This window comes from Myxococcus sp. AB025B, assembly GCF_006518215.1.
Taxonomy (GTDB): Bacteria; Myxococcota; Myxococcia; order Myxococcales; family Myxococcaceae; genus Myxococcus; species Myxococcus fulvus.
Map to the genome: position 1 here is coordinate 21838 of NZ_SRLW01000028.1, position 20468 is coordinate 42305.

A 20468-nucleotide genomic window follows, 5' to 3' on the forward strand; every position below is an offset into this window, starting at 1 on the left:
GGCGCTTTCAATCACCGGCCGGCTTCGGCGCCTCCTCGGGCGCGACGCCCCGTCGCACGACGACGACGGACACCTTGCCCTCCTTGGCCGGCGTCACCCGGACATGAAGCTCGTCCTGCGAGGAGCGGAAGAGCATCGGCTCCACCTCCTCGAAGCCCGCCTGCGAAAGCTCGTTGCGGTAGTAGACCTCCACGTCCAACGCCCTGGCGCTCGCCGAGTACACGAGCGTGCGCGCGCCCTCCATCTCCGACTGCAACAGCCCCGAGCCGCCCGGGTACACCGGGGCCACGCTGGACTGGACGCGCGGCGCCTTGGACAGGTCCGCCTGTCCCAGGAACACCGTCGTCGTGCCGTCCGGGTTGGGCTGGACGATGGCCGTGTACGAGATGAACTCGCGCGTATCGAGCGCGGTGACCATCGGCTCACGCAGGAGCTGCGGCTGAAGCGAGGCCGCGGGCACGTGCAGCCCCCAGACGAGGAAGCGGTCCACGAGCGAGCGCAGGATGACCTCCGGCCGCTCCTTGCTGCGCACCGCCGTCATCTTCACCGGGATGCCGCTGGCGATGACCGGCGCGGAGACGTCCACCACGCCCACCACGCCGGGCACCTCCCACTTGAACGGCGCGCGCTGCGCGGCCGCGACACCGGACACGAGCACCCCTGCCATCACCGCGCATCGCAGCCAGCTCTTCGCGTGGGTCATCACTCGCTCCGCTAGCGCACGCGCCCGCTCTTGCCCTTGCGCGGTGTCTCGATTCCCTCCGGGTCCACGCAGCGCTCCGAGCACTCCGCGAACTTCTTCTCCTGCTTTTCCTGGCAGCGCGCCATGCAGGACTGGAAGGGCCCGGGCCGGGTCGGGTCATCCGGGGGCGGAGGACACTTGTCGATGCACGAGCGCATCATCGCGTCCGACTTGGTGATGCAATCGGCGCTGCACTGACTGCCATCCGCCCGCGCCAGGCCGGCCGACAGCACGGCGACGAGGAGGAAGGCACCCCGGGTCCACGAGAGGAGTCCTCGCGTCATCTCAATCACAATCCCTTCCGAGGAAGCAGGCGCCGTTGCCGAAGCGCTGCGCGTGCGCCAGGCTGTACGGGAACGTGGTGAGCCCGATGTAGGAGCCGGGCGTGGTGGGGTAGAAGCGGGAGATGGGGTCCATCAGCGGGGGCGTCTGGACGAAGTTGACGACGTCCTCACCCGCGGCGCTCATCCAGAAGGTGTGCTCCTTCATGCCCAGGCCCACCATGGCGAGCGCCGTCGGCGGCAGCGGGTTCCAGAACAGCGTGGCCTCCGCCAGGTTGCTCGCGGACGCCTGGATGGGCAGCGTCGTGGGCGCGTACGTGGACCACGCCGCCGCGTGGAAGGGCACGTTGGTGCAGGGGATGAGCTGGTCCTGCATGAGGATGTTGCACGTGGCGGACTCCAGCGCGCCCGCGAGCCCCCAGTCGTCCACGAGCATGGAGAAGCGGCCCTGGCATGCGCCGCCCACCGCGCGGCCCACCGCGCACACCTGCAGGTTGGCGAGCGAGTCGTCCAGGTTCTGCTTCTGGTAGAGCGCGCCGTCATCGGGCCCGTCCAGGAACGAGCGGGGGAAGCGCCACGCGCTCAACGTGGCCGAGGCACCACACGCGGTGCCGCCGTTGTCCCGGTAGACTAGGCGCGTGGCGATGGCGCCCGCCCAGCCCACGCCCGCGTCCATGCCGCAGCTCACCTGCATGCCGGTGCCGCGGGTGAAGGCCATGGTGACGCGGCCCCCGCCCGGCGTAGAGGACAGGCCCTTGAAGTCCGCGTAGCGCTCCTGCGCGCTCGCGGCGGCGTCCCGCATGGAGCTGCCCGCCTGCGTGTACGTGACGGGGATGTGGTGCATCTGCCCGTGCGTGCCGTCCCACAGCGCGGAGACCGCGGCCTCCTGCACCTTCAGCGACAGGAAGCCCACCTCCGCGAAGTGGATGCCGAAGGCGACGATGGTGACGAAGAGCGTGACGCCGATGGCGGCCTCCAGCAAGGCCTGTCCACGGGCCACGCGGGACTTCGAGCGACGTGCGTGACGAGCGTTCATCTCTGGAGCCCCTTGAAGCCCGCGTTGCGCAGCTCGCGGAAGGTCTGTGCCGCGACGGGAGCGCTCAGCCCCAGCGTGTCGATGGCGTCCCCCACCCCGTCCTCATCCACGTCCACGCCCACCAGCGTGGCGCGCCAGTAGGGGTTGAGCAGGTTGGGCGGCTCGCTCCAGTGGTGGAAGCCCAGGCTCTGCCCGCGGTGGTAGTAGGCGATGCCCGTGGACAGCGCCGTCTGCGTGTTGTTGGGCGTGCCGTCCGCCAGGTTGAAGCTGCGGGCGTCATACACGTTGCCCCCACCGCCCGACTCGAAGCGGTAGCGGAAGGACAGGTCCCACGGGTCCAGCCTGCGTGCCATCAGGTCGCGCTGCACGACGGCGAAGTTCTTCGGCTGCCCGTAGTTGTTGTCGTCATTGTTGATGCGCACGACGTTGTAGTCGAGGAACGGCGGCCAGATGCCCGGGCACGACGAGGGCCCGCCCAGACACGGTACCAGCATGTGGTTGAACGGACCGCCGGGGTCCCTGCCTCCCGTCCAGGTGTGCTCGGGGCGGGGCATGATACCGCCGGACGTCACCAGCGAGGCCTTGGTGGACTGCACCCCCGCGACGCTCGCCGGACAGGCCACCGGGTCTCCGCCGTGCAGCAGGTGGTCGTACATCCAGCCGATGCGGCCCGTGTCGTCGCCCGTGAGCGCAGGCGCGTACGGAGGGAGCATCGGCATCTTCCGGCCCGGCTTGCCGAAGTACGTGGTGCCGTTGGTGTCCGGCAGCACCACCACCTCGTCGGGGAACCAGATGACGAAGTCCAGGTTGGCCTGGTGCGCGCTGTAGTCACCCAGCCGCCACTGCCGGTGGGTGACGAAGTGGAAGCCACGGCTGCCCATGGCCGCGTTGACGGCGTGCGCGACGGTGAGCGGCAAGTCACAGACGGCGCCATCACCCGCGCAGGCGATGCCGCCGGTGAGCTCGTCCTCGTTGACGTTGCCCACGTCCGGCACGCGCCAGGCGGCGTCCTGGGGGTTGCGTCCGCGCCCCACCACGTTGCCGAGGATGCGGTTGGCGAAGGCCTGGTCGTCCACCGCGTCGCGCAGCTCCTGGTAGTTCTGCTGCTGGGCCGCGTAGAAGACGCCCTGGGCAATCTGGTGCGAGAGCATCTGCAGGTTGACCATGGGCTCCATGGACTGGAACACGGCCTCCACGCGGGCCTGCTCGATGCGCAGCTGCGTCTGCAGCATGTTCAGGTCCGCCACGCCCTTCTTGCCGCAGCGGCACCGCTGGCGACACCAGGACTTCTTGGGCGCGCAGGGACAGCCGCTGGCGATGGCCGCCTGATACGGCTTCTTGCCGATGCCGAAGCCCGTGTTCGCGGCGTTGAGCTGCGCGCGGTAGAGGCTGGCCCAGCTCACCAGGCTGGTGGCGCCCGCCTGCGCCACCGCGTGGCCAATCTGCGCGCGGTTGATGACCGCGATGTTGTTGAAGGTGCGCGCGGTGGCCACGGCGTTGGAGTACGCGGCCGCGTCCGTCACCGTCTGCAATTCGATGCGCTCGCGCACCTTCATGGAGAAGGAGAGCGTCAGGCTCACCATCAGCACCATGAGCAGCGTGCCCAGCACGAACAGCACCATCGTCTGACCACGGGAATGGGCGCGTGTCATCGGGGGCAATCCATGGTGGCGAAGTGGCGCCGCTTGGCGGGCGTCAGCATCCGCATGGTGAAGCTGGTCTCGATGGGGAACACGTACTGCTGGCGGGCCACGCGCGCGGCGAGCTCCGAGCGGACGTCCGAGGCCAGCTGGATGGGCGAGGTGAACTCTCCCTGGTTCCAGTTCGCGTTCGCCTCCGCGGGCATCAGCGGGTTGGCCGCCGTGTAGTCCTCGATGCCCGCCTGCGCCATGAACATGCGCGACATCACCCAGTTCGCGAACGGGATGCGCATCGGGTACCAGTAGACCAGCTGGACCTCCAGGCGCCTCAAGTGGCCTGGATCATCGAACGCGCGGTCCTGCGGCCCGTCGATGCCGCCGCCCACCAGCGCGCGGTTGATCCACACGATGCTGCCCGTGTGCACGCCGTCCAGGCCGCCGCGGTAGCGGTTGTCCCGCCGCGCCGCGAACGCCGCCGCGAGCTTCGCCGGCGCGCCGCCTCCTCCGCCATGCCGCACCTCGTCCGTCGCGCTCGACAGACCCAGGAACGAATGGAACGAAGGTATCAACGCGAGGATGGCCGCATGCGTCATCCGCTCGCATTCGCCATGCGCGATGCTGCCCGCACGGGTGGCCTGGAACGCCGCGTAGTGCGCCAACACGCGCGCCTGCAGCATCAGGAACAACTGCAGCGTGCCCAGCAACAAGAACACGACCAATGGAAGCGTGAGGGCCGCCTCCACCATCGCCTGTCCTGACTGGCCACCATTCCCTCGGGGGTAGGAATTCATGGCAGCACGCAGTTTCCCGGGAGTTCTCCCCGGGAGGACATACGTCAACTTGCCCGTGGGGGCGGGATGTCTGTCAGTGGGCGCTACAGACCGAGCGCGTCATGTCTCATGTCTGTCACATGCATCGGGGGCGGGGTGGAAACACCCCCAGGGTCAGCGCGGCTTCATGCCCTTGGTGTCGAGCTGATACTTCTTCACCAGCCGCTCGATGGACTTCCGGTGCAGGCCGCTCTCGCGCGCGGCCCGGGAGAGGTTCCCCTCGCAGCGGGTGAGCACGCTGGTGACGTACTCGCGCTCGAAGTTCTCCAGCAGCTGCTCCTTGGCGTCCTTGAAGGAGAGGTGCTCGTTGAACGGCAGCGGGCCCTCCCGCGCCTGACCCCGCACGCGTGGAGGAAGGCTCGAGGGCTGTATTTCTTCACCCTCGCTGAACGTCAAGACATGCGACAGGACGTTCATGAGCTCGCGGACGTTGCCGGGCCAGGGGTAGGCCATGAGCAGGCCCATGGCCTCGGCGGAGAAGCGCTTCTTGCCGTGCTTCTGGACGACGTCGGGGGCGGCGAGGGCCCCCTTGAGGATGAGGGGGATGTCGTCGCGGCGCTGGCGCAGCGGGGGCAGCTGGATGGTGATGACGGAGAGGCGGAAGTAGAGGTCCTCGCGGAAGTTGCCGGCCTGTATCTCCTTCATGAGGTCGCGGTTGGTGGCGGCGATGACGCGGCAGCTGACCTCGATGACGTCGTTGCCGCCCACGCGGCGCACCTCGTGGTTCTCCAGCACGCGCAACAGCTTGGGCTGCAGGTCCAGGCGCAATTCGCCCAGTTCGTCCAGGAAGATGGTGCCGCCGTGCGCGCGCTCGAAGGCGCCGGGCCGTCCGCTCACCGCGCCGGTGAAGGCGCCCTTCTCGTGGCCGAACAGCTCGCTCTCGATGAGGTTGGGCGGAATGGCGCCGCAGTCGAGCACCTCCATGGGGGACTTGTTGCGGCCCGACAGCTCGTGGATGGCGCGGGCGACGAGCTCCTTGCCGGTGCCCGTCTCGCCCTGGATGATGACGGACACGTCGAGCGGGGCGATCTTCTTGATGAGCCCGAATATCTGGCGCATCTTCATGCTCTGGCCGACCATGCCGCACAGCTCGCCGTCGCGGTCCGGCTCGACGGTGACCTCCTCGTCGAGCGGCGCGAAGGTGAGCACCGACGAGCCCGCGCGAATCTGCGAGCCCGGTGACAGGTAGGCGCGCTCAATCCTGCGCCCGTCCAGGAACGTGCCGTTGGTGGAGCCCAGGTCCACGAGCAGGTAGCCGCGCTCGGTGAACTGGATTTCGAAGTGGTGACGGCTGGCGGTGCGGTCCTCCACCAGAATCAGGTCGTTGCCCGGGTGCGCGCCGCAGCGCAGGCGCTCCTTGTCGCTCACCACGGAGCGGCCCGTATCCGGCCCGGACGTCACGGCCAGCCGGCACTTGTGGAGCTTCACCGTGGTGCGCGGGTCCACCACGAGCGTCTCTCCCAACAACGGGGAGTGGGCGAGGTCTAACCCGGCGGCATCTCCGGGGCTGGTGTGGATGTCGTCGGGATGCGGATCTGTCGCGCTCATCTGTCACGGGAGGATAGCAAACGCGCCCCCCGCAGCCGCCTGTGTCCGCGGGTACGTGCTACGCTCGATTGCTCCGCCCATGTCTCCCCGAAAAATCCAGCAGAAGAAGGCCCCGGCCATGCCTGGGTCCAAGGCACCCGAGCATCCCGCGCCGCGTCGTGGCCGCGTGAAGAAGACGGTGGCCATCCTGTCCCGGAAGCGCTCGTTGTACTCCACCCGACGCCTGGTGGCGGCCATCCGGGAGCGGGGACACCGCCCGCTGGTGCTGGACACGCTGCGTTGCTGCCTGCTGCTCGCGCAGGGCACGCCGCGCATGACTTACCGCGGTGTGGAGATGCGCGGCGTGGACGTGGTGGTGCCGCGCATCGGCGCGTCCATCACCGCGTACGGGCTGGCGGTGGTGAACCACTTCGAGATGATGGGGGTGCCGGTGCTCAACCCGCAGACCTCCATCGCGCGCAGCCGGGACAAGCTGCGCGCGCTGCAGTTCCTGTCGCGTTCCGGACTGGACATCCCGCGCACGGTGATGGCGCACGACCGCAGCAACGTGAAGAAGCTGGTGCAGGAGGTGGGCGGGCTGCCCGTCATCATCAAGCTCATCAAGGGCACCCAGGGCGTGGGGGTGATGATTGCGCACACGCTGCCGGAGGTGCAGACCATCCTGGATACGTTCTGGGACCTGGGTCAGGAAATCGTGCTCCAGGAGTTCGTCGCGGAGAGCGAGGGCCGGGACGTGCGGGCGCTGGTGGTGGGCCAGCGCGTGGTGGGGGCGATGCGGCGGCGCGCGAAGAAGGGCGAGTTCCGCTCCAACATCCACCGCGGCGGTGAAGGGCAGGCAATCGAGCTTCCGGCGGCATACACGGAGGCGGCCGTGCGGGCCGCGGGCATCATCGGCCTGGAGGTGGCGGGCGTGGACATGCTGGAGGGCCACGCGGGTCCCCGGCTGATGGAGATCAACTCCAGCCCCGGCTTCGAGGGGTTGGAGAAGGCGACGGGGCGCGACATCGCGGGAGAAATCGTCGAGCACGCGCTGGCTTACGCGGCGGCGAAGTCCGGTGGCACGCGGGTGTCCGGCGAGTAGCCGCCGCGGTGTCCGAGACTGCTCGCATGCCCTCAAGCAGGCGAGCAGCCAGGGCCGCAGGTACCTTGGATGCTCCACAGGAACACAGGAATGCCTTCACGGGCCGGTTGTCATGGGGAGTTGGCAGCGGCGCGGCGTGGCCTCTAATCTGGCGGCCCCCCATGAAAACGCTGCACAAGCCGCTGCAGGTTACCGTCTACCAGGACGTGCTCTGTGCCTGGTGCTATCTCGCCGACCTGCGCCTGGACGTACTGCGCCAGGAGTTCGGCGACGCCGTCCGCTGGAGCGTGAGGCCCTACCCTCTGCGCGTTCACGACGTGCTTCCCACGGAGCGCGAGAAGCGCGGGCTCGTGGAAGAAGTGCAGCGTGCGCAGCGCGAGGCGGACCTGACCGCGCCACTGCTCTCCACGGACCTGTGGCTGGGCGGAGACCCGCCGCGCAGCAGCGTGCCGGCGCTGGCGGCGCTGGAGGCCGCGCGGCTGCAGGGCCCCAATGCGCGGATGTTCCTCGCGCGGGCGATGCAGCGCGCGGCGCTGGAGCAGGGCGTCAACGTGTCGCGGCCGGACGTGGTGTTCGAGCTGGCGTCGCGCGTGGGCCTGGCGATGAACGAGTTCTCCGCCGCCTTCCGCTCCGAGGAGACGCGCCGGCTCATCCTGGATGAGCACCGCGACGCGGCCGGGCGCGGCGTGCGCGGCGTGCCCACGCTGGTCATCGGTGGGCGCTGGATGTTGTGCGGCCTGCGCGAGCTGTCCGAGTACCGCGAGCACATCCTGGCCTGCATGGGCCGGGTGGCCGTGCCGCGCTCGGGCTCCTCCGAGCGGCTGGTGCACTGAAGCACCGAAGCCGTCACCGGGGCCCGCCATGCCGCGCGGGCCCCGTGGGCTTCACGCCCTCCGACTCAGCCGAAGCGCTCCTGGCGGCCGCCGCGGCTGATGGCCAGGTAGAGGCCCGCGAGCAGCAGCTGGAAGAGGCCCATGGCGGGCAGCGCGGGCAGGCAGCACAGGATGAAGCCCAGCAGCACGATGAAGCCGCCCAGCGCCAGCACGCCGAAGATGGAGAGCCGGAAGCCCTTCGCGTGGACGTAGGCCAGGCGCAGCGTCTCCAGCGCGGTGGGGTTCTCCTGGTCCGCCAGCGCGGGCTGGACGAGGACCAGCGGGAGCATCAGCCACAGGCCCGGGCCCAGGTAGAGCACCGCGGACACGAGCACCATCAAGCCGATGAGGCCGGGCGACACGCCCCGCATCGCGCCGTCGAACTCGGAGAGGGAGTTCAGTTCGGCCAGGGAGATGCCCGCGCCGGCGACGAAGATGGCCACCAGGATGCCCATGCCGACGAGCACGAGCGGCAGCACCAGCGCGAACGTCAGCAGCATCGTGAGCAGGTAGGTGCCCAGCTTGGAGAACTGGGAGAACACGCGCGCCAGGTCCGCGCGCTGGCCCTGGAGCACGTCCATGGCCATGCGCAGGAAGCCCAGCGTCACCGCGCCCTGAATCACCCACGTGAGCGCGATGCCCACCAGCGTCGTCATCACCATGGCGACCACGCTCTCGGTGGCGGCGCCGATGAACGAGAACATCTGGGACAGCAGATTGCCGCCCATGGACGCGGCGAAGACGAGCAGCGCGCCGACGCTGAGCATCACCCACTCGCGCTTGAACGCGTCCAGGCACACGTCGAACAGGCGGCTGAAGGACCAGTTGTCCCGGTCCAACGGGAAGTCCCGGCCCAGGCCCTCGCGGGCGCGACAGGGAGGACAGTGCGACTGCGTGCCGCGCTCGCTGCACGTGTCACACATGAAGTTGCCGCAGCGCGTACAGGTGCGCTGCGCGAGGTCATCCGGGTGCAGCGGGCACGTCGCGCCCCTCGCCCTTCCGAAATCCGAATCCGACATGAGTGCCCTGCTCCTCGCGCGACGGGTCCGGAACACCCCGGCTGCCTCGACTCGCGCTGTCCTTCCGTGAAGGACCTACACCAGCCAGCCCTGTGTTCACCAGGGCACAGGGGCGCTTAAGCAGGAGGCGGGCGGGCGGGAAGCGAGGGGGCGTGAATTTTCTCGGCGCCTGCCCGTCTGGAATTCCGTGGTCGCGAAGGGGGACTGGCTGCAGAGGCCCTTCGCGCGGGAGACTCGTCACATGCGCCGATTGCTCGCACTCGCCATCCCCCTGGCCCTGATGATGGGAACGGGTTGCTACGCCCACTATCATGGCCCCGCCGCTCGCCGCGCCGTGGTGGTGGAGTACAGCTACTCGGGCTACCACCCCATTCCGGATGACGACGGCGGTGGCTGGTGCCCGTACGACCACGTGCACTCGCACGGCTACCGCCCGTCGACGACGTATTACACATACACCGACGACGTGTACTACTACCGGGGTCCGGCGGTGGTCTGGTACTGGGACTTCCACCTGGATCCGCTGGGCGTCGCGTGCCACCACCACGGGCGGCACTCGCACGACTACTACCCCTCCTCGGGTCGGGCGTACCGCTGGGAGCGCAACCGCGGCTACGTGTATGACCGGACCCACGCGGCCTCCGCGGTCTACAGCTACACGCGGCCCGGCTCGCGGCCGGCGACGACGCGCAACTACACGCCTCGCGACAATGACCGTCCGCCTCCGGGTGGCACGGGCTGGGGCACGCAGCCTCCTCGCGGCGGCTCGCGCTACAACGACAACGGTGGTGGCTGGGGCAGCAGCGGGGGCAACAACAACGGCGGTGGCTACGGGCGGGACAACAACGGTGGCTCGCGTCCGGGACGCGGCCACGGTCGCGACCGCGACGATGACGACCGCGGCAACAACGGCGGCGGCTGGGGCAACAGCGGCGGCGGCTACGGCAACAACGGCGGCGGCACGCCTCCGAGTGGCGGTGGCAACTCCGGCGGTGGTTATGGGAACAACGGCGGCGGCACGCCTCCGAGCGGCGGTGGTAGCTCCGGCGGTGGGTACGGCAACAGCGGTGGCGGGACGCCTCCGAGCGGTGGCGGTGGCTACGGCCGCGGCAACCGCGACAACGACCGGGACGATGACCGCGATAACGGCCGTGGCAATGACCGTGGGAACAGCGGCGGGCGTGGGAGCAGCGGCGGCGGTTGGAACACCGGTGGCGGACGCGGCAGCAGCGGCAGCAGCAGTGGCTCGAGCAGCGGCAGCAGCGGTGGTGGTGGCTGGAGCACCGGTGGTGGGCGCGGAAGCAGCGGCTCGAGCAGCGGCAGCAGCAGCGGCGGGAGCAATGGCGGCGGCTGGAACACTGGTGGCGGACGCGGCAGCAGCGGCTCGAGCAGCGGTGGCGGTCGGAGCTCTGGCGGTGGATCCTCGGCGCCGAGTGGCCGCTCCGGTTCCTCCGGGTCCAAGAGCAGCGGCGGCGGCTGGCGCTGATTCATCGGGCACAGGCGCCTCGGAGTCGATGAATCTGGCGGCTGGCGCTGATTCATCGGGCACAGGCGCCCCGGAGTCGATGGTCCTGGCGGCGGGACACACCGGCCGCGAGCGCCTCGGAGTCGAGGGGACTGGCGGCGGGGGCTGACTCACCAACCGCGAGCGCCCCGGAGCCAAGGGACCTGGCGGCGGGACACGCCGGCCGCGAGCACCTCGGAGTCGATGAACCTGGCGGCGGGGGCTGACTCATCGGGCACAGGCGCCCCGGAGTCGATGGTCCTGGCGGCGGAACACGCCGGCCGCGAGCACCTCGGCGTCGATGGACCTGGCGGCGGGCGCTGACTCACCAACCGCGAGCGCCCCGGAGTCGCTGGTCCTGGCGGCGGAACACGCCGGCCGCGAGCGCCTCGGAGTCGATGGACCTGGCGGCGGGGGCTGACTCACCAGGGGCACCTCAGAGGTTGTCGGATTTACTTCCGAGGCAGGGCTGACCCTGAAACACACGGCGCGAGCGCGCCTCGAAGTTGATGGATTCAAGACACCGGGCCACGTCCCACGTCCCTCTCGGACGGGTGGGCGGCCCGGTGTCTGCTTTCCGGGGTGGGGGCGAGTCGTCGAACAGGGGACGGAGAGCCCGGCGGTGGATTGCCGTGCGAAGAGGGCATGGAAATGTTGGCGAGCGATGAAGCGCCCTTTTCTTCTGACTTCTTGTGTACTGCTCGGGCTCGCGTCGTCCGCTTGTGGCTCCGGGGGCCCCGCTCCCGACCCAGGCTTCCAGACCGAGGATGCCGAGTCGGTGGACCTGGACAACCTCCGCATCCGCGTCAGCGGACGCGCGCGCGTGCTCCCCGAGGCCGAGCGATGGCTCGCCGCCCAGGGACAACCCACGCCCACGTTGGGTGGAGTCCCCATCGCCATCCAGGAGCCGCTCCGGGTGGCGGTGAATGACAACAACCCCACGTTCGGCACCGGCACCGTGGAAGCCGATGGCGCCTTCGCCGTGGAGGACGTCCCCGTCCGAGAGGTCCACCAGGGCCTGGCCACGAGCCTGGAAGGCTCGGGCCTGGTGCGCACGCTCACGCCCGTCTACGACAGCGTCTTCACCGGAGCACGCCCCCGCACCGACGTCATCGAGGCGAGCGTGTGGGCCCTGCCCGAGCCATTCCATGACGCGCTGGGCACGGCCTTCGGTGAGCCCCTCCTGCGCGGGCTGACGAGTGACCGCGCCCGCACGCTGCGCGACGCGGGCTTCGTGCTGGGACGCGTCGTCGACGCGAGCGGACAGCCTCGCGCGGGCGTGCGCGTGGTGCCGGACCGGAGCGAGCTGGCAGAGCGCATCTTCTACCCGTCCGCGGACTTCAACGGCGTCGACCAGGTCGGCACGTCCTCGGATGGATTGTTCATCTACGTCCACACCGGCCTGGACGCGGAGACCTTCCGACTCGGCGTCGAGGGTGACGACACGTACGTGGCTCGCAACGCCTCCGTCGCGCCCGGGTGGGGCTTCGTGCTCACCGTCTACCCCGGCATCTACGCGCCCGCCGCGCCCTGACTGAGCGCACGCGCCCCGTGCACGGCGGCCTGGGCAGCCGAGCATCCACCCTGCCCCGCCGTGCGACGCGGGGCCCGGCCGCGATGAGCATCCATCTCCCGGACAGGTGCGTGAGGAACGAGCCGGCGAACCGACGCGTGTGACGCAATCGTCCGCGCACGACCGCCAATCCGCGCGGCCCGGGGGGGCGCCGATGCAGCCGAATGGCGGGGGCCAGACCCGCAACCAGAGCGTGGCCCGCGCACTCGCCTGGGTCGCCGCGCTGGTCGTCCTCCTGCTGGGACTGGCCACCCTCACCGGCTGGTTGCTCTCGGCGCGCCCCCTCTTCCCCGAGGGCGATAGCAGACCCGCCACCTCGCCTCGCACCAGCCTGGCCCTCGTGCTCGGCGGCCTGGCCCTGGCCCTGAGGTCGTCTCCCCGCCCCTCCCTCGCGCGCCGGAGACTGTCCGCCCTCTGTGCCGCCGGCATGTGGCTCATCGGCTTCGTCAGCACCGCACAGGACGTCATGCCTCCCATGGGCACCCTGGACGTACTCTTCACCCAGGCGTCCGGCGTGCTCGATCTGCGCATCCGTCCCTCTCCGCTCACCGCCCTGTGCCTGCTCCTGCTCGGCACCGCGATGCTCCTCCCCGAGCGCAAGGGGCCTCGACTGTCGTGGAGCGACGCGCTCGTGATGACGGCCGTGCTGGTGGCGCTCCTGGGCTTCAATGGCCTGCTGCTCGGCCCGCTCGTCGGCGCGGCGGGAGAGACCTTCCCATCCCGGCGCAGCATGGGCCTCTACACCGCCATCGCCGTGCTGCTGCTGGGCGTGGGCGTGCCCTGCTCGCGGCCCGAGCGGGGGCTCGCGGAGCGGCTCACCCGGGACTCGCTGGGCGGCTTCCTCGCGCGGAGGATGGTGCCCCTCGCCCTGCTGGGACCCACCCTGCTGGGCGCGTGCCTGGCCCTGCTCCATCTGGCGGGACTGCTCGGACACGAGGCGAAGCTGCCCCTCTTCGCCACCCTCCTCAGCGCGGGCGGCGCGGTGCTCGTGCTGCTGATGGCACGCGCGCTGGAGCTGCTCGAGGCGGGACAGCGCCGCGCCACCGCCGCGCTCGCCGCCTCCGAGGCCCGCTACCGGGGCCTGCTGGAGACCACCCCCGAGCCCCTGCTCATGGTCGACGCGAGCGGACGGATGCGCTTCGTCAACGCGGAGGCGGAGCGCGTGTTCGGCCACCCCCGCGAGGCCCTGCTCGGACACGGAGTCGAGGTGCTCGTGCCCGAGGGGCTCTTCGGAGGCCAGCGCCTGGACGGAGACTCCACCGCGCGCGCCCTGCGCGGACGACGCGCGGACGGCACTCCGGTTGCCTTGGAAGCCCGGTTGCGAAACGTGCATGGCCCCGAGGGCCCCAGCCTGCTCGTCGTCCTGCGCGACGTCACCGAGCGCGAGCAGGCCACCGCCCGGCTCCAGGCGGCGCACGAAGAGGCCGAGGTGCAACGCGGGCTCGTGCAGGCGGTGCTCAACCACGCCCCCGTGGGCGTGCTCTTCACGGACCCGACGCGGGACTCGCTGCTGATAGCCAATCCCTTCGCGCAGACGATGCTCGGCCCGATGCCGGAGCATCCCAGGCGCGGCGCCTACCTGGACCGGCTGAGACACCCCGACGGACGTCCGTTGACGATGGAGGACCTGCCTTCCACCCGAGCGGTGCGGACCGGCGAGGTCGTGGGGCCCGAGGAGCTGCTCATCACGCGGCCCGATGGCGGGACGACGCCCGTGCTCATCACCGCGGCGCCGGTGTTCGGTCCCCAGGGAGAGCCGCGCGGCGTGGTCGTCACCGGCCAGGACCTGACGACCCGCCACGAATTGGAGCGCCTGCGCGAGGAGTACGTGAGCCTCATCTCGCATGACCTGCGCAATCCCCTGCAGGGCATCACCCTGCGCGCCAGCCTGCTCACCCACGCCCTGAAGGAGCGCGGCATGGCGCGCGAGGAGGCCCTCACCGAGGCCATCCTCCGCAACGTCGAGTGGATGAAGTCCATGATTGAAGAGCTGCTCGAGGGCTCGCGCCTGGAGTCCCGCCGCGTGGAGCTGCGCCGCGAGCCGACGGACGTGGTGCGCTTCCTGGAAGGCGTGCTCGAACGCGACGTCCCGCCGGACCTGCGCGAGCGCTTCCTGCTGGAGGTCGCCACACCGGTGCCCCTCGCGTGGGTGGACACCGCGCGACTGGAGCGGGTGCTCACCAACCTGCTGGGCAACGCGACCAAGTACAGCCCCGCCGGGCGCCCCATCCACGTGCGCGTGTCCACCTCGCCGGAGGGCCACGTCGTGGTCGCGGTGCGCGACGAGGGCCCGGGCCTGGCGCGCGAGGACGCGGAGCACGTCTTCGACAAGTACTTCCGCACCCGTCAGGGCAGCGCGTCCGACACGCAGGGCCTGGGGCTGGGGCTCTACATCAGCCGGCTCATCATCCAGGCGCACGGCGGACGCATCTGGGTGGAGAGCGAGCCGGGCCAGGGCTCCACCTTCTGCTTCAGCCTGCCCGCCACGGGCACGCGCCACATGCGGCTTCTGCCATCCGACGCCCGGCTCACGTACACCAGCGTCTGGCCGTCCGGGCTGAACGCCGGCTCGCGCTCGTCGCCGGAGAAGTGCTCGCCCGACACCGCGCGCAGCTCCGAGCCATCCGGACGAACGAGGTACAGCCGCTCGCGGTTCTCCCGGTCGCTGACGAAGACGAGCCACTTGCCGTCCGGACTCCAGCCCGGGGAGCGGTCCTCGCGATGGAACGCGGTGAGGCGCCGCTCGGCCGTCCCGTCCGCCTTCGTCACGTAGATTTCCGGGTCGCCCTCGCGGCTGCACACGAAGGCCACCTCCTGACCGTCCGGGGAGATGGCGGGCTCGAAGCACCCTTCCTTCACCTGCGTCAGCCGCACCTCTTGCACACCCTCGCGCGGCTCCAGTCGCACCAGGTCGCTGAAGCCCTGCGCGTCCGACTCGGCCACCAGCCACGAGCCGTCCGGCGCCCAGCTCGCGTTGCGCGCGCGCGCCCGGGGCGCATGCAGCGCCAGCGCGTCACCACCGGCGAGCGGCTGGACGCGCAGCTGCTGGAACTGCATCCCGCCCTGCTCCCGCACCGCCACCACGAGCAGGGACTTCCCATCCGGCGCCACGGGACCTGGGTACTCGTCCTCGGGGCCCTTGGTGATTTGCGTCTCCGTCCCGTCAGGGCTCACCTGCCACACGTCCTTCTGACCCGCCCGCTCCGACAGGAAGACCACCGCGCCGGGGATGGCGCGCGCCTCCTCCTTCGACAGCGGCCCGGCGCCCGACGTCCCGCCACACCGGCCGGAACATCCGACGCCGAGCACGGCGAGCGCGGTGAGACTCCACCGCGCCCACCACGGCCAGGAACGCGGCATCCGTTCGAGGCCTCGCACCCTCACGTCACCGCACCCGGATGGCGTCCGCCATGACGACGTAGCCCTCGGTGGCCCAGCGACTCAACTGCACCGAGTTCCAGCCCGCGTTGAAGGAGTACGTCCCCAGCGTGTTCCACGCGCTGCCGCCGGCCTGCTGGTTCTTCGTCACCGTCGCCTTGCCGCCCGCGTGGTTGATGATGAAGGGCGCCGCGGGGGAGCGGTTGGTGCCCGCCACCCACCACGCGTCGATGGTCTTCGTGCCGGCCGAGGCCAGGTAGAAGTTGAACACCACCGGCTCCGAGATGGGCTGCGTGGAGGCGTAGTAGTAGCCGCTGCCGTAGTAGCCGGCGCTGGTGCCGGACGCCCACGAGGCGGGCACGTCCGTGCGCGCCTTGCTCGTGTCGTTGTTGGCGTTGTGGCTGTCCACGACGATGGTGCCCGTGGGCGTGCCGCCGTCACCGCAGTAGCTCTTGATCTTGCTGATGTAGCTGCTCCACGGCCAGTTCGGACCCGGGTCCGTGCGGGACGCGGGCTGGAGCCGGCCGTGCGCGACGATGTGGTAGCTGTCGCGGACGATGCCCTGACCCTTGGTGATGTCGCAGGACAGCTTCGCGGACGCGTCGATCTGCCCGGCCGGGAAGGACGACTGGCTGGCGAAGCCGCCGTGCTCGATGCCCACCGAGAAGTGGTTCACCGACGTGCCCTGGAGGCCGCAGTCCACCTTGCCGTTGAGGTTGCAGTCGTAGGACGCGCCCACGTGCCACGCGCGGTTGGACTCACGCACCAGCTGCGAAATCTCGCTGCCGCTCTCGTTGACCACGTAGTGCGCGGACACGCCCGCCGCGGAGTTCGTCAGCCAGCCCCAGCACCCGGAGTAGCCACCCTCACAGGTGTGGATGATGATCATCGACACGTTGGTGCCGGACGGACGCGCGTTGTAGTTGGGCGACGCGCGCCAGATGGAGGCCGCGTAGTCCGGGCCCGCCGCCATCGCCTGCATCCTCGGCAGCGCGAACTTCGCCTCCACCGCCGCGCCCTCGAGCGACACGGCCACCTTGCCCTCGGGCGTGAAGGCGCCCGCGCCGTCGCGCAGCGTGGCGTAGACCTCGTTGTGGACGTAGTACGCCTGCACGTCCGGGTCGGTGATGTCCGTCAGCGCCACCGCCACCGGAGCCCACGCGCCCAGGTCCTTCCGGTCGATGCCGGCCTCGGCCGCGTGCCTGGACAACAGCGCCGCGCCCGCGCGCAGGTTGGCCAGCGGCTCGCCGCGCACCTGGTCCTCGGTCACACCGGCCAGCGCCGCGCCCTGGGTGATTTTGTCACCGCGCAGGGCCAGCAGGCCGAACGCCGCGGGACGGCCCTCGAACTCCTCCTCGCCCTTCACGTGCTCCCAGCGCGTCTCCGTATAGGAGATGGCCTTGAGCAGGCTCACCGGGACGTCGAACTCCTTCGCCGCCTGGGCGAACAGCGCGTCCAGCTCGCTGGGGGTGCGGCGCGCCTGGTCCGCGATGGCGCGGGCCGCGTCGTCCGCCGCGCCCGAGGGCACCTCCGTGGAAGGCGGGGCCTCCGGCGGCGGCGCCTCCTGCTGCGGACCACACGCAGAAAGGGCCAGGGCTGCGGCGGTGGCCGCGAACGTCTTACTCAACACGTGCATGGGAGCTCCTTGAGAGGGGATCAGCAGCTCTGCGCTCCGCACCCGTTCTCGGGAGCGGCGGTGCGGCGTGCCCTGAGCACCATGCGTGCCAACCCCGACTTCCCCGCTTTCAGCCTCCCAACCCCCGAGAACTGGAGCACCGATGCTCCAGACCCTACCTCCCCTCACGCGGGCCCCGGAAGCTGAGTCAACATTTCAAGCCCATGAATTCACGAGGTCGCCCACAGAGGGCTACCCATCTGGCGCGTCCGGAATGGCCGCCGGTGTCGCAGTGGCGTGTTTCGGGACAGGGGCCACGTAAACACGTTTTACTATTTTTCTGGTGTCCCTCGTCTTTTCCCACCAGGTCGGATGGGGCCTGGCCCAAGGGGTGGGAGGCGTCCTGGGGGGCGGGCCGGGTTCCAGGCGCGGGAGACCCAATCATCCGCTATGAGGGGGCCATGCGGCTTTTCGGTATCGGCGACACGCACCTGCCCTCCACGCGGAACAAGGACATGGAGCGCTTCGGGTGGATGGAGCACCCGCGGCCCCTGCAGCGCGCGTGGGACGAGAAGGTGCGGCCGGAGGACATCGTCATCGTCGCGGGGGACATCTCCTGGGCGACGCGGCCCCACGAGGTGATGGACGACCTGAAGTGGCTGGACGAGCGGCCGGGGCGCAAGCTCCTGGTGCGCGGCAACCACGACTACTGGTGGGGCGACTCGGCGTCGAAGCTGCGCAAGCTGCTCGAGCCGTTCAAGACGCTGGAGGCGTTCCTCCACAACAGCGCGGCGGTGATGGGGCCGTGGGTGATTGCCGGCACGCGGCTGTGGACGGCGCCCGAGGCCCCGCCGATGCCGGGCGGAGAGATGGGCGACGAGCCCATCGACCAGGGCTACGTGGAGCGCGAGACGCGCAGGCTCGCGACGTCCATCGAGGACGCGAAGAAGAAGGAGGCGGCCAGTCCCACGCCGCTGGTGCGCGTGGCCGCCGTGCACTTCCCGCCGCTGTACGCCAACGAGAAGGCCACCGCGTTCAGCGACCCCATCGAGGCGTTCAAGCCGAAGGTGTGCGTGTACGGCCACCTGCACTCGACGGGCATCCCCGCGGGCTTCACCGGCGAGCGGGCCGGCGTGCGCTACGTGCTGGCGTCGTGCGACGCGGCGGGCTTCTCGCCCGTGCTGCTCGACGAGGCGTGAGGATAAGCTCCACCGCTCATCGTCCATACACCCAGGGCCGGTCACCGAGGCAGGAGTGGAGAGATGCCGTCCAACAAGTCGGAGCTCGCCGCGCGACTGGCGGCCACGCAGCCCGGCGACGCGGTGCGAGGGCTGTTCTTCAAGGCGGTGTTCAGCCTGGTCCAACAGCGTGCCGGACTGGCCGCGATGGAGCAGGTGCGCGTGGGGGCGCTGGCCAAGGACTACTCGGACCTGCGCACCTACCCCGTGCAGGAGTTCCTGAACCTGCTGTACCTGGCGGCGGACGCGCTCGAGGAGCCGATGGGCTCCGAGGAGGCCGTGTACCACGCGTGTGGCGAGTCCAACGTCACGCGCTACTCCACGGGCCCGGGGATGCTCATCTTCGGCATCATCTCCCGAGGGGACCCGCAGAAGCTCTTCTCCGGGGCGCAGATGGGCTACAGCGCGGCCGTCACGTACGGCACCCGCGAGTACGTCACCACGGGGCCCAAGTCCGGCACCCTGCGCGTGCGTCGGGACATGCTGCCCCCCGCGTACCACGAGGGCATCCTCACCGGCGCATTGAAAGTGTTGGGCTTGAAGGGCACGGCGAAGGCCCATCCGCAGGGCATCGACCGCGTCGACTACGACATCACCTGGGAGTGACTACTCCACGCGCTCGTAGGTGACGTCCAGCTCCGCCACCACGCGCTCACCCACCGAGGCCTGGCAGGAGAAGACGTGGTTGGCGCCGTCGCGCGAGCGGCGGTGCGCACCGAACACCACCGTCTGGCCCGCGTACGCCAGGCTGTCCGCCTTCAGGCGCACGTCCTTGGCCAGCACCCGCGCCCACGGCGCGCCCTCGAGCTTGCGCAGGAGCGTGGTCGCCACGCGCGTCATGCCGCTCGCGACGATGGCCACCGGCATCACGGGGTGCAGGGCGAAGTGGCCCTTGCACATCTCCGGGGTGACGGGGCCCAGCGACGCGGTGAGGCTCTCACCGTCCGGGCGCCAGTCGCGCAGGGCCAGCGCCTTGCCGTACGGGTTGGAGCGCAGGCGGGCCCACTCCTCGGGCGTGCGCTGGATGCCGTCGTCGCGGCGCGGCTCGCGGCGCATGTCCTGGCGCGCCTCGCCGAACAGGCGGGTGAAGGCGGCGGCGGACAGCACGTTGTAGTCCACCTCCAGGCGGAACACCGGGGTGCCGTCCGGCGCGGACAACAGCGTGCGCGCGGTGGCGGTGCGCTTGCCGGTGAGGCTGGCCTGCGCCAGGCCCCAGAGCAGGTCCGTGGAGCGCGCCATCGGCTCGCGGCGCAGCCACTCACCGCGCGCGCCGCACGCCAGGTAGAAGTGCTGCCCGTCCTTGGGCGCCACCAGCGCCGAAGCGCACGAGCCCAGGATGGCCAGGTGACGGCCCGCCTCCGCGATGCCGATGAGGCCCGCTTCCGCGTCCGGGTCCTGCTGCACCGGGATGCGCGCCACCACCTCGCCCTTGCCCATCACCGTCACGTCCTTCAGCGCGAAGTACGGATCACGCACGCAGATGCGCGGGTACAGCTCCTGCGCGCTCAGCACCGTGTGCGGGGCCAGGTTCGACCAGTCGCGCTGCGGGACGTCGTTCCAGGGCGTCGCGGAGGGGGCGCCGGAGGAGAGAGCGGAGGAGAGGAGCGAGGCGGGGGCGACGTCGAGCATGGGGGATGACCTCAGTTCGGACACGGGGTTCTGCGCGACACCTGAAAGCACTGTAAACGAGCTGCCTTCCGTCAGTACAGGATTATTTCTGCCTGATGAAAATATTCTCGCCACAGCGTGCCGAATGTTGCTGGTGAGCGGTAATTTTCTACCATGGAAGGAAGAAATCACCGTTTCACTGCACCAGGAGTGCGCCGAAGAGCCTCCCACACCCACACCCAACGCGTAGCGTCAACGCGCTGACTGGGGTGAGCAGCACCCCATTATCGGGACGAGTCGGCCCGTGTTTCCGGAGAGTTACACCGTCACTGGGTGCCCAGACGCAGCGCGTCTTTTCTGACCCCCAAGCGGAAGTGATGCCAATGACGGAGGATTACAGCCCTGGCGGTGATTCCTGGAGCACAGACGCGGATTCCAGGGACGGTGCCACGCGGGTTTCACGTGGCCGGACGCAACCGGACGGGGTGCTCCCGCATCGGGGG

Annotated in this window: 16 protein-coding genes and 1 pseudogene; 7 read left to right on the forward strand and 10 right to left on the reverse strand. The window is 70.1% G+C overall.

The window, feature by feature from the left end; translation table 11 throughout:
- Positions 1-7 precede the first annotated feature (7 nt).
- From FL311_RS07025 to FL311_RS07050, 6 genes are all read right to left on the reverse strand, one after another.
- Positions 8-703: a hypothetical protein gene (locus tag FL311_RS07025; RefSeq protein ID WP_141324163.1), complete on the reverse strand. Its 696-nt coding sequence runs from the start codon at positions 701-703 to the stop codon at positions 8-10.
- 11 nt (positions 704-714) lie between these two features.
- On the reverse strand, positions 715-1026 hold the full coding sequence (locus FL311_RS07030) for a hypothetical protein (RefSeq protein ID WP_141324164.1): 312 nt from the start codon (positions 1024-1026) through the stop codon (positions 715-717).
- 1 nt (position 1027) lies between these two features.
- A complete protein-coding gene (locus tag FL311_RS07035; protein ID WP_141324165.1) occupies positions 1028-2059 on the reverse strand; it encodes a pilus assembly protein in 1032 nt (343 codons plus the stop codon).
- A complete protein-coding gene (locus FL311_RS07040; RefSeq protein ID WP_141324166.1) occupies positions 2056-3711 on the reverse strand; it encodes a TadE/TadG family type IV pilus assembly protein in 1656 nt (551 codons plus the stop codon). Before FL311_RS07040 ends, FL311_RS07035 begins: the two co-directional genes overlap by 4 nt.
- Positions 3708-4490, reverse strand: coding sequence for a TadE/TadG family type IV pilus assembly protein (locus tag FL311_RS07045; protein WP_141324167.1), 783 nt, complete (start codon positions 4488-4490; stop codon positions 3708-3710). The genes FL311_RS07040 and FL311_RS07045 overlap by 4 nt, the downstream gene beginning before the upstream one ends.
- A gap of 153 nt (positions 4491-4643) precedes the next feature.
- A complete protein-coding gene (locus FL311_RS07050; RefSeq protein WP_194869094.1) occupies positions 4644-6077 on the reverse strand; it encodes a sigma 54-interacting transcriptional regulator in 1434 nt (477 codons plus the stop codon).
- A 79-nt stretch (positions 6078-6156) separates the two neighbouring features.
- Here FL311_RS07050 and FL311_RS07055 point away from each other — a divergent pair, with 79 nt between their 5' ends.
- The gene (locus tag FL311_RS07055; protein ID WP_141324168.1) at positions 6157-7158 is read left to right on the forward strand and encodes a RimK family alpha-L-glutamate ligase; all 1002 of its coding nucleotides are present in this window, start codon (positions 6157-6159) and stop codon (positions 7156-7158) included.
- A 161-nt stretch (positions 7159-7319) separates the two neighbouring features.
- The gene (locus FL311_RS07060; RefSeq protein ID WP_141324169.1) at positions 7320-7991 is read left to right on the forward strand and encodes a DsbA family protein; all 672 of its coding nucleotides are present in this window, start codon (positions 7320-7322) and stop codon (positions 7989-7991) included.
- A gap of 65 nt (positions 7992-8056) precedes the next feature.
- On the opposite strand, the gene FL311_RS07065 is transcribed toward FL311_RS07060, so the two are convergent.
- Positions 8057-9049 (reverse strand): hypothetical protein, encoded by a 993-nt coding sequence (locus tag FL311_RS07065; RefSeq protein WP_141324170.1) that lies wholly within the window; start codon positions 9047-9049, stop codon positions 8057-8059.
- Between the two features lie 241 nt (positions 9050-9290).
- Between FL311_RS07065 and FL311_RS07070 the strand changes: the two genes are divergently transcribed.
- The 3 genes and pseudogenes from FL311_RS07070 to FL311_RS44935 all read left to right on the forward strand — a co-directional run.
- Positions 9291-10535: a hypothetical protein gene (locus FL311_RS07070; protein WP_141324171.1), complete on the forward strand. Its 1245-nt coding sequence runs from the start codon at positions 9291-9293 to the stop codon at positions 10533-10535.
- A gap of 796 nt (positions 10536-11331) precedes the next feature.
- The gene (locus FL311_RS07075) at positions 11332-12087 is read left to right on the forward strand and encodes a carboxypeptidase regulatory-like domain-containing protein (protein WP_228556717.1); all 756 of its coding nucleotides are present in this window, start codon (positions 11332-11334) and stop codon (positions 12085-12087) included.
- A 1036-nt stretch (positions 12088-13123) separates the two neighbouring features.
- Positions 13124-14554, forward strand: a pseudogene (locus FL311_RS44935) (PAS domain S-box protein); the annotation flags it as partial.
- Here FL311_RS44935 and FL311_RS44940 read toward each other — a convergent pair.
- Positions 14515-15486, reverse strand: coding sequence for an LpqB family beta-propeller domain-containing protein (locus FL311_RS44940; RefSeq protein WP_228556718.1), 972 nt, complete (start codon positions 15484-15486; stop codon positions 14515-14517). The pseudogene FL311_RS44935 and the gene FL311_RS44940 overlap by 40 nt on opposite strands.
- Before the next feature lie 25 nt (positions 15487-15511).
- Entirely contained in the window at positions 15512-17140 is a 1629-nt protein-coding gene (locus FL311_RS07090) for an N-acetylmuramoyl-L-alanine amidase (RefSeq protein ID WP_194869095.1), read from the reverse strand.
- Between the two features lie 440 nt (positions 17141-17580).
- On the opposite strand from FL311_RS07090, the gene FL311_RS07095 reads away from it, so the two are divergent.
- Both FL311_RS07095 and FL311_RS07100 read left to right on the forward strand, forming a co-directional pair.
- Positions 17581-18318 carry a metallophosphoesterase gene (locus FL311_RS07095; RefSeq protein WP_141324175.1) on the forward strand — a complete coding sequence of 246 codons (738 nt, stop codon included), beginning with the start codon at positions 17581-17583 and terminating at the stop codon, positions 18316-18318.
- A gap of 63 nt (positions 18319-18381) precedes the next feature.
- A complete protein-coding gene (locus FL311_RS07100) occupies positions 18382-18963 on the forward strand; it encodes a TIGR02265 family protein (RefSeq protein WP_141324176.1) in 582 nt (193 codons plus the stop codon).
- Here the strand turns inward: FL311_RS07100 and FL311_RS07105 are convergent, their stop codons facing one another.
- A complete protein-coding gene (locus FL311_RS07105) occupies positions 18964-19986 on the reverse strand; it encodes a hypothetical protein (protein ID WP_141324177.1) in 1023 nt (340 codons plus the stop codon).
- Positions 19987-20468: the final 482 nt, after the last annotated feature.

Bases quoted from the DNA above. Each gene is read 5' to 3' on its own strand.
- FL311_RS44940 (WP_228556718.1), bottom strand. From the start codon at position 15,486: ATGCCGCGTTCCTGGCCGTGGTGGGCGCGGTGGAGTCTCACCGCGCTC.
- FL311_RS07070 (WP_141324171.1), top strand. From the start codon at position 9,291: ATGCGCCGATTGCTCGCACTCGCCATCCCCCTGGCCCTGATGATGGGA.
- FL311_RS07030 (WP_141324164.1), bottom strand. From the start codon at position 1,026: ATGACGCGAGGACTCCTCTCGTGGACCCGGGGTGCCTTCCTCCTCGTC.
- FL311_RS07045 (WP_141324167.1), bottom strand. From the start codon at position 4,490: ATGAATTCCTACCCCCGAGGGAATGGTGGCCAGTCAGGACAGGCGATG.
- FL311_RS07035 (WP_141324165.1), bottom strand. From the start codon at position 2,059: ATGAACGCTCGTCACGCACGTCGCTCGAAGTCCCGCGTGGCCCGTGGA.
- FL311_RS07060 (WP_141324169.1), top strand. From the start codon at position 7,320: ATGAAAACGCTGCACAAGCCGCTGCAGGTTACCGTCTACCAGGACGTG.
- FL311_RS07065 (WP_141324170.1), bottom strand. From the start codon at position 9,049: ATGTCGGATTCGGATTTCGGAAGGGCGAGGGGCGCGACGTGCCCGCTG.
- FL311_RS07100 (WP_141324176.1), top strand. From the start codon at position 18,382: ATGCCGTCCAACAAGTCGGAGCTCGCCGCGCGACTGGCGGCCACGCAG.
- FL311_RS07040 (WP_141324166.1), bottom strand. From the start codon at position 3,711: ATGACACGCGCCCATTCCCGTGGTCAGACGATGGTGCTGTTCGTGCTG.
- FL311_RS07050 (WP_194869094.1), bottom strand. From the start codon at position 6,077: ATGAGCGCGACAGATCCGCATCCCGACGACATCCACACCAGCCCCGGA.
- FL311_RS07025 (WP_141324163.1), bottom strand. From the start codon at position 703: ATGACCCACGCGAAGAGCTGGCTGCGATGCGCGGTGATGGCAGGGGTG.
- FL311_RS07090 (WP_194869095.1), bottom strand. From the start codon at position 17,140: ATGCACGTGTTGAGTAAGACGTTCGCGGCCACCGCCGCAGCCCTGGCC.
- FL311_RS07055 (WP_141324168.1), top strand. From the start codon at position 6,157: ATGTCTCCCCGAAAAATCCAGCAGAAGAAGGCCCCGGCCATGCCTGGG.
- FL311_RS07105 (WP_141324177.1), bottom strand. From the start codon at position 19,986: ATGCTCGACGTCGCCCCCGCCTCGCTCCTCTCCTCCGCTCTCTCCTCC.
- FL311_RS07095 (WP_141324175.1), top strand. From the start codon at position 17,581: ATGCGGCTTTTCGGTATCGGCGACACGCACCTGCCCTCCACGCGGAAC.